We start from the raw sequence: 7,764 nt of genomic DNA on the forward strand, positions 1-7,764 counted from the left end.
AATATCTTCTCTAAGCTTCTTATTAAGAGTTTTCCACTTGTTTCCAGGCTTTTCCTTATGCTTATCATAATAGGTGCTTCTAGGATATTTTAGCACCTTGCACATAGTATCTATGCTGTGTTCCTTAGAATTAGCTTTTATTATTTCAAATATAATATCAGGATTTATTTGGTTGCGAATATGGCCATAGCTTTTTTTAATATATCATTTTCTTCCTTAAGTCTTGCATTTTCCTTCTTGATTTTTAGAATTTCTTCAAGATTTGTGGTATCTCCCTTTACATCTATCGGTGTTTTCTTCTTTACCCAATTACGTATTGCTGTTTGGCTTAGGCCATATTCGTCTGCTACTTCCCTAACTGTTTTTCCTGATAATACTAACTCTGCAATCATTATTTTGAATTCATCTGTATAAGTTTTTCTTTTAGACATTTTATGGACACTTCCTTCCTCATTTAGTAGTATATAAAAAACCTTATTTAGTGTCCATACTTATATACTAACATCAGATAAATTTAAATTTAAGGATTTACCTGAGGTTCTTAAAAACCCATTTGTTTGGGGAAGTGCTATTTTAATGTTTTTAATGTATGCAGTTTACTCATGCTCATCATACTTTACACCTTACCTTACTGCAAAAGTTGGCATGGATGTTACAGAAGCCGGTATGATAGCAATTATTCGAACATACGTAATGTTTTTCCTTTCGCCAATAGGAGGATATATTGCAGATAAATTGTTGAAGTCTACCCTAAAATTCTATGTAATTGGTTTTGCAGTTTTGGGACTATCATTTATGAGCGTTATGCTTGTTCCTGGAGGTCCGAGTGGAAAAACGGGAGCTATTATGGTAACTATGATTACCTCTGCAATAGGTATTATGATGTATGGTATAATGTGGTCAATATTAAATGAATTAAAGATTCCTGTTGCTTATGGTGGCACAGCAGTTGGAATATGTTCTATTTTTGCTTATGCACCAGATTTATTTATGCACACAATCTTTGGAAATTGGATTGATAAATTTGGAGATATTAAAGGCTATGTTTATATTTTCGTATGTCTTGCTGTATTTTGCGCAATTGCTATGATCCTAAGTATTTTTATGGCGAAAGCTGCCAAAAAGATTCCAGATTATACTGATTCTTCAGCAGAATAAATTGTCTCAATCTACATAAGTAAAGTAATCAATTCAAAAAAGCCTTGAAACATTAATGTTTTAAGGCTTTTACTTCAAAGATAACTCAATTCTTGCAATATCTATATAGGGAATAGACTTGATGTATATATTAAAACATAGAAAAAATAATTATATTAAGTAAAAGTCAAATTAAAGTCTATCTTGTAAGTCTGTCCAATGAGCCTATTTAATGTAAAGATAGCTACCTGAAAATAAATAACTACAAATTTTCAAATGATTGCTTAAATATAACATATATATATTATGTATAATTAATGTAAAATAAACGACGATTTGGATAATGTGTAAGTTAGTAAATTTTGATAAAATTATTTACAATAAGGTTTTATACAATACTTATTAAAAAACGTTATCAAAGCTACAATCTGTAGAAATTATTTTAATACTAGGAGGTGTTTAAAATATATAATAAATACAAGAAAGATATTGATAAATTCATTGAAGAACGTAAGGAGTTGTTTTTAAAAGATTTAGACAATTTATTATCTATTCCTAGTGTATCAGAAGATATAGACGAAGTTATTAGAGCATTACACCTATGTATTGATAAAGCAAGACAATATGGACTAAAAGCAGAAGCAATACTCGATGATTAAATAGGAATAATAGAAATGGGAGAGGGAGACGAGACTCTAGGGATGCTAGCTCATGTAGATGTTGTAGATGCAGGAGATGAGTCAGAGTGGAAGTATCCTCCTTATAGAGCAACTTTAGCAGATGGTTGTGTATGGGGCTGAGGATGTGGAGATGATAAAGGACCTCTTCTTTGTTGTTTGTATGCCATGATGGCAGTAAAAGAGTTGGAAATAGATACGAATAAGAAAGTTCAACTTATTATTGGAACTCAGGAAGAAGTTAAGTGGATAGATATAGACGCATATGTAGCAAATTGTCAATTACCTGATTTTTCATTTACACCAGATGGTGATTTTCCAATAGGTAACAGAGAGAAAGGCTATGCTGATGTTGAACTTAGATTTAATAAAAGAATAGGGGAAAGTGGAAGTGTTGAGATTGTTGAGCTTTATGGTGGCCCTACAATTAATAGTATACCTAGTATAGCATCTGGTAAATTAAGAGGAAATAAAGTTGAGATTGAGAAGGCACTATCTAATTATTTGAAAAGATGTCCAGAAAATGAAGTGTCTATTGAAGAACAAGGAGATTTAGTTATTGTAAAGGCAAAAGGTGTAGCAACTCATTCTAGTTTTCCAGAAAAGGGAGTCAATGCTATCTGGATATTGGCAGATTTCTTAAAAGAACTTGATTTAATAAATAATGGTGCTTACTATGTTGTGAAATTTATTAATGAAGTTGCAGCTGGTGACTTTGAAGGAGCTTCTTTTGGGTTGGCAAAGGGGAATGTGTATGTAAATGGTGAAGATATGCATAAGACTATGATGGCTATTACCTTTATGGAAACATATGAGGATGGATATAAGTTATTCTATAATATTAGGCAAACTTATGGAATTTATGAAGAAGATATAGAAGAAGGTTTTTCTAAATATAGTGATAGTTATGGTTATACATTTAAAATTGAGGACTACATGGACGTTTTATATATAGATAGTAATAAACCTTTTGTTAAACTAATGGAAGATATCTATAATGATAATACTCCTTGGACTAGTTGTTTCAAATTAGGTCATGGAACATCTTATGCAAAGGCATTGCCAAACTCAGTATATTGGGGGCCAGTTTTTCCAAATGAGGAAGATTTATGTCATGAAGCAAATGAAAGAACTAAGTTTGATAATTTAATACTTGCAACAAAGCTATTCTCTTATTATCTAGCTGAAGTTGTACTTAGTAAAGAAAGTTTAAAAGGTTAACTAACTAGTAGATATAAAAAAAGTGAAGAGAACATAGATGGAAAAAGTAAAAATGAAGAAGTCTAAATTTAGGGTGCCCATATATATGTAATAATTAGAATAATTGCTGTAATGGCCAATTATGGCCATTTTAAATAACAATATAATTAGAAGTAAAGAAGGAGATAAATATGTTGAATATTATAGATGTAGAGCCTTATATAGTACAAGATGAAATAATACAAGTCATAAAAGACCTTATTTCAATCCCCAGTTATCCTGGAATTAATAATCAGGAGACTAATGTAGCAAAATACCTTCATACGCTTTTTGAAACTGAAGGAATTGAATCTAAAATTATTCATGTAGTTGATGGAAGATGTAATGTTGTAGCCAAACTTGAAGGTTTAGGTAAAGGTAAAAACCTACTTTTGATAGGTCATACAGATACTGTGCCATCATATGATATGAAAGATGCTTGTGTCCCATACATTAAAGAAGGAAAATTATTTGGCAGAGGATCAGTAGATATGAAAGGTCCATTAGCTTGTATGGCTTTGGCTATGATTGCGATAAAAAGATCAGGTGTAATACTTGATGGGGATGTCATATTTGCAGGTGTAATTGACGAAGAGCATAATAGTGAAGGGGCAATCGACTTAATAAAAAATGGAATAGAGGCAGATTCTGCAATTGTTGGAGAACCCACTAATTTAGATATTTGTGTTGCACATAGAGGACTTGAATGGCTTGAGGTTTCTTTTAAAGGAGAAACAGTTCATGGAGGGAGACAATCAGATGGCATAAATGCTATTGATATGGCAGTTGCTTTTATAAACTATGTAAATAAAAAATTGCCTTTATATATTGAAAAAACTAATCATGAAATAATAGGAAAAGGATCATTTAATTTTGGTAAAATATACGGTGGTAGTCAGCCTAGTAGTGTTGCAGGAGACTGTTACATAGAACTAGACCGCAGGTGGTTACCAGGTGAAAAATATGAGGATATTATTGGACAATTTGATGATATGGCTAAGGATTTAAGCAAAAGTATTGAAAACTTTAATTGTAATATAAGAGTTATGGATGAAAGTTTAATGAGAGATGGTTATGTACATGAAGCCATGGATATAGATAAAAATCATGAAATTGTCAATATAACTTCTGAAGCTGTTAAAGATGTTTTAGTCGATGAACCAAAAAAGACTTATTTTCCAGCTTGGAGCGATGGAGGTTTGATTAGCAGTTATGCCAAAATACCTACTATTATTTTTGCTCCTGGTGATTTAGAAACAGCACATTCATCAATAGAACACATTGATATTAATCAACTCTATCCTGCAGTTCTGATTTATGCCAATATTATTTGTAAGTATTGTAATGTAATAGAGAAATAAAAAACACCCTGAGGGATGTTTTTTTGTAGGCTTCATTAAACCAAATGATATAGATTATTTATAAAAAAGCTAATTTGTATTGTAAGCGTACAATAATCTCATGGATTTAAAAGTATCATGCAACATGAGATAATATCCCTACAAAATACTTTTAATGTTAATAAAGCAACTTTGTCAACATTAGAACAGTAGGGAGATGATAGTTTGACTACTATGAAAGCATCAAAACATGAAATGCTTAAAGCTCAGTGGCAAAAAATAATTAAGAATCAAAGTGAAAGTGGCTTATCAATTAGAGAATGGTGTAGAGGGAACAATATTTCACATGGTAAATTCTACTATTGGCAAAGAGTCATTAGAGAAGAAACCTTAATTAAAGCTGGAACATTAGCTGTTACAGGACAAGCACAATTTGTAGAAGTAAAACCAAGTTATTCTGAACTTAAATCTAACAACCAAGGTACTTGTGCTATCCTTCACTCAAATGGAAACGAAATTGAAATTCTAAATGGGGCAGATCCAAATACATTAGGGATAGTACTTAATTTAATTGGTAAATAGGCTATGAGAATTAAATTTCCAGATGATATACGGATATACATTGCCTGCGTTAAGACTGATATGAGAAAATCCATAGATGGACTTTCTGTCATAGTATCAGAAAACTTTAAACTAAATCCATTTGAAAATGCACTATTCCTGAATAACTACGAATTTATCTTTCGATAGATGGAATGAAATATTTAATGATGAAGTATTAACTGCCGCCCTAATAGATAGAATGACCCATAAATCTTATGTAATAAATATGAGCGGTGATTTTTATAGAATAAAAGAAACTAGAGAGTGGTTAAAGTAGTTAATCTTTTTATTTCAACTGGCCCAGTTTTCGACTGAAATATGGTACAGTTTTCAGGTTCTCTTGCAAACTTGGTGATTTTAATGTAGCCTCATTAAGCACATAAGAATTATTAGTATTTTAACCAAATATTTCCTGGTGATTGAATACCTTTATCCTCAAAAGATCAAACTTGCATCTTCCATAACTCATACGCTTAATTTCTTTTATTTTGTTGATTATTCCTTCTAGCAATCCATTTGTATAGCTACTAGTAAAACTGTTTTTGACTGAATCTATATCTCTTTTAATTCCATTAACAAAAGAATTTAATTCAGGAATATTAAATTCCCTTGCTTTTGTCATCCATTTTTCCAATGGTAATTTGTTGTCTAAGAACATACCCTTAAAATTCTCAATCAGCTCTTTTAATTCTACAAGCTTATGGTAGCTTTCTTTAAGGCTTTCTAAAATATTGAGCTCGTCCTTAGTAAGATTGGAATCGTTTTTACATATTATTTTAGTTACAGTGTGTATGGAAATACTTTTCTTTCTCCCTTCACTTTTATTTTCATCGTAACTTATACCTTTTTTATCGTCATATATTCCTTTCTTAAGTCCATTTTTGTTTATATAAGTTGAAATTAAAGACCTTGAACCATCATAACCTTGTTGTATTAGAATATTTAATATTTCCTCATGGGTATTACCGTTGTCCAATAATTCCACGATTAATTCTCTACATGGATCCAATTTGCTTCCTCTCTTATAGCCAGAAGGCCAATAAACAGGTTTTTTAGCTCTTATATATTTTCTTATGGTTTCTCTAGATATTGAGTAATCTTTAGCAAGTTGTCTTTCAGATATCCCAGCTTTGTGTTTTTCTTTTATCTCCATCATTAAATTCCATTTAGCGGATATTTTTTCTTCTCTAATTCTATTTTTCAGATTTCTATTATCAATTACAATTACATTATTCTGATTACCTATGTCACTTTTACACATATCATCATTGCGGCTTGAGATTACTAGTTTTCTTGGATACTTCCTTTTAATATATTGGCTTATTGAATCTAGAAGATTTTTTATTAGATGGAACTTATCAGAAATTTGTTCTGCTTTTGGTAAAGCTTCCTTAATGGCAGATGCATATGTTATAGAACCATCCCTGCTTACTAATTTAATATGAGGGTAGTTTTTCAGCCATTCTGATAGGTCTTTTTTATTTCTACTCGGTAGTATATCTAATACTTTTCTTTTGTCCATGTCACATATTAATGTGCAATAATTCTTGCCTTTTCTAAAAGCAAAATCATCTACTCCAATATTAGTAACGGATTCATTAATTTTATTTAAACCCTTTGGTAACTTTCTTAAAGTCCTTAATACGGTATCATGGGAAATTTTAATTCCAAGCTTACTCATAATTTTAGAAACTTTTTCTGCACTGGTTGATAGCCCCAGGATCTTGATTATCTCAATAATATTGTTGGGTAATCGTCCATAAGGATCTATAAAATCAAATCTTTCGGTAAAAACCTCCTGGTTGCAAAATATTTCTTTACACTTGAACTTTCTGGCTATTAATATAATTTCCTGAGGGCTTCCATCTAATGAACCATTAAACATCTTTCTAGTATATTTAGAATGTATCTTATCCGAAACTATTCCACAACTAGGACATTTACAGTACTTTTTAACACTTTCTGCTATGATGAATGTTTTATTACCTTCTTCAAACTGATGTATAATCCTTATATCTTCCATCTTTATCTCCTTTAATATAATAATTATGTTTAAATTATATTAAAGAAGATGTATTAAAGTCATTGATAAATATTTTCCATTTTTGTCATCACCAAAATTGCAAGAGAACCTGAAATTTAGGCCATATTATAATCGAAAACCAGGCCACTAATTATAAAAAATTAATTAGTTTCTTCTAACCATTCTTTAGTTTGATAGTGTGAAATAATTTGTGTTTCGTCATTCCAGATTAAGGAATTTTGACAAATTTTAAAATCTATTTTAAGATTAAAATCTTAATTTATTAGGTTCAATAAGAAAGTTAATTAAGCTTACTAAGTTTAGTATATTTTTACACAATAAAACTAAGCTGTCAAGCTTTACAGCTTCTTTATTGAGGGAGATAAAAAGATAGTAGTAGCAAATGTGGGGTTGTGGGTAATTGCAAAGCAATTATCCATCAAATCCACATTTTATTTTTGCTATTTACTCAAAATATCTTCAAAGAAAATATTTAACTGAGCAAGTATTTGATCCCAACCTCTCATTCTTGATGTCCACTTGGATGTAGCATTTACCATTGCTAAATAGAGACTCTTTTCTAAAGAAAAATCTGTTGGAAATATTGTCTTATTTTTTGTTACTTTTCTTAATTGTCTATTAAAATTTTCTATAGTATTTGTTGTGTACATTAACTTTCTAATTTCTGGTGGATATTTGAAAAATGTTGATAATTCAGCCCAATTATTACGCCAACTTGATACAC

Annotated in this window: 10 protein-coding genes and 1 pseudogene; 8 read left to right on the top strand and 3 right to left on the bottom strand. The window is 30.5% G+C overall.

The genetic code is table 11. From position 1 onward, the window contains the following. Positions 1-164 precede the first annotated feature (164 nt). Positions 165-431, bottom strand: coding sequence for a transposase (locus tag CUL_RS0111890; protein WP_025640467.1), 267 nt, complete (start codon positions 429-431; stop codon positions 165-167). 145 nt (positions 432-576) lie between these two features. On the opposite strand from CUL_RS0111890, the gene CUL_RS0111895 reads away from it, so the two are divergent. The 8 genes and pseudogenes from CUL_RS0111895 (at position 577) to CUL_RS19960 (ending at position 5,273) form a co-directional block, all read left to right on the top strand. Further along, positions 577-1,158, top strand: a complete 582-nt coding sequence (locus CUL_RS0111895; protein ID WP_025641914.1) for an MFS transporter — start codon at positions 577-579, stop codon at positions 1,156-1,158. Positions 1,159-1,592: 434 nt separating this feature from the next. Then, a complete protein-coding gene (locus CUL_RS0111900; protein ID WP_025641915.1) occupies positions 1,593-1,796 on the top strand; it encodes a hypothetical protein in 204 nt (67 codons plus the stop codon). Between the two features lie 15 nt (positions 1,797-1,811). Next, positions 1,812-1,937, top strand: coding sequence for a hypothetical protein (locus CUL_RS19955; RefSeq protein ID WP_269077333.1), 126 nt, complete (start codon positions 1,812-1,814; stop codon positions 1,935-1,937). A 12-nt stretch (positions 1,938-1,949) separates the two neighbouring features. After that, positions 1,950-3,035, top strand: a pseudogene (locus CUL_RS0111910) (Sapep family Mn(2+)-dependent dipeptidase); the annotation flags it as partial. 170 nt (positions 3,036-3,205) lie between these two features. After that, positions 3,206-4,414, top strand: a complete 1,209-nt coding sequence (locus tag CUL_RS0111915) for a M20 family metallopeptidase (RefSeq protein WP_025641919.1) — start codon at positions 3,206-3,208, stop codon at positions 4,412-4,414. Positions 4,415-4,627: 213 nt separating this feature from the next. After that, positions 4,628-4,975 (top strand): IS66 family insertion sequence element accessory protein TnpA, encoded by a 348-nt coding sequence (gene tnpA / locus CUL_RS0111920; protein ID WP_025641921.1) that lies wholly within the window; start codon positions 4,628-4,630, stop codon positions 4,973-4,975. Positions 4,976-4,978: 3 nt separating this feature from the next. Next, the gene (gene tnpB / locus CUL_RS20220) at positions 4,979-5,143 is read left to right on the top strand and encodes an IS66 family insertion sequence element accessory protein TnpB (protein WP_081722849.1); all 165 of its coding nucleotides are present in this window, start codon (positions 4,979-4,981) and stop codon (positions 5,141-5,143) included. Then, the gene (locus CUL_RS19960; protein ID WP_081722850.1) at positions 5,118-5,273 is read left to right on the top strand and encodes an ATP-binding protein; all 156 of its coding nucleotides are present in this window, start codon (positions 5,118-5,120) and stop codon (positions 5,271-5,273) included. Before tnpB ends, CUL_RS19960 begins: the two co-directional genes overlap by 26 nt. A gap of 120 nt (positions 5,274-5,393) precedes the next feature. On the opposite strand, the gene CUL_RS0111925 is transcribed toward CUL_RS19960, so the two are convergent. Continuing rightward, the gene (locus CUL_RS0111925) at positions 5,394-7,019 is read right to left on the bottom strand and encodes an ISL3 family transposase (protein ID WP_025641923.1); all 1,626 of its coding nucleotides are present in this window, start codon (positions 7,017-7,019) and stop codon (positions 5,394-5,396) included. 461 nt (positions 7,020-7,480) lie between these two features. Beyond that, the coding region (locus tag CUL_RS0111930) for a transposase (protein WP_025641924.1) at positions 7,481-7,764 on the bottom strand (284 nt) is incomplete at its 5' end.

The organism is [Clostridium] ultunense DSM 10521, assembly GCF_000511955.1.
Lineage (GTDB): Bacteria > Bacillota > Clostridia > Tissierellales > Tepidimicrobiaceae > Schnuerera > Schnuerera ultunensis.

Bases quoted from the DNA above. Each gene is read 5' to 3' on its own strand.
- CUL_RS19955 (WP_269077333.1), top strand. From the start codon at position 1,812: ATGGGAGAGGGAGACGAGACTCTAGGGATGCTAGCTCATGTAGATGTT.
- CUL_RS0111915 (WP_025641919.1), top strand. From the start codon at position 3,206: ATGTTGAATATTATAGATGTAGAGCCTTATATAGTACAAGATGAAATA.
- tnpA (WP_025641921.1), top strand. From the start codon at position 4,628: ATGAAAGCATCAAAACATGAAATGCTTAAAGCTCAGTGGCAAAAAATA.
- CUL_RS0111895 (WP_025641914.1), top strand. From the start codon at position 577: ATGTTTTTAATGTATGCAGTTTACTCATGCTCATCATACTTTACACCT.
- CUL_RS0111890 (WP_025640467.1), bottom strand. From the start codon at position 431: ATGTCTAAAAGAAAAACTTATACAGATGAATTCAAAATAATGATTGCA.
- CUL_RS0111925 (WP_025641923.1), bottom strand. From the start codon at position 7,019: ATGGAAGATATAAGGATTATACATCAGTTTGAAGAAGGTAATAAAACA.
- tnpB (WP_081722849.1), top strand. From the start codon at position 4,979: ATGAGAATTAAATTTCCAGATGATATACGGATATACATTGCCTGCGTT.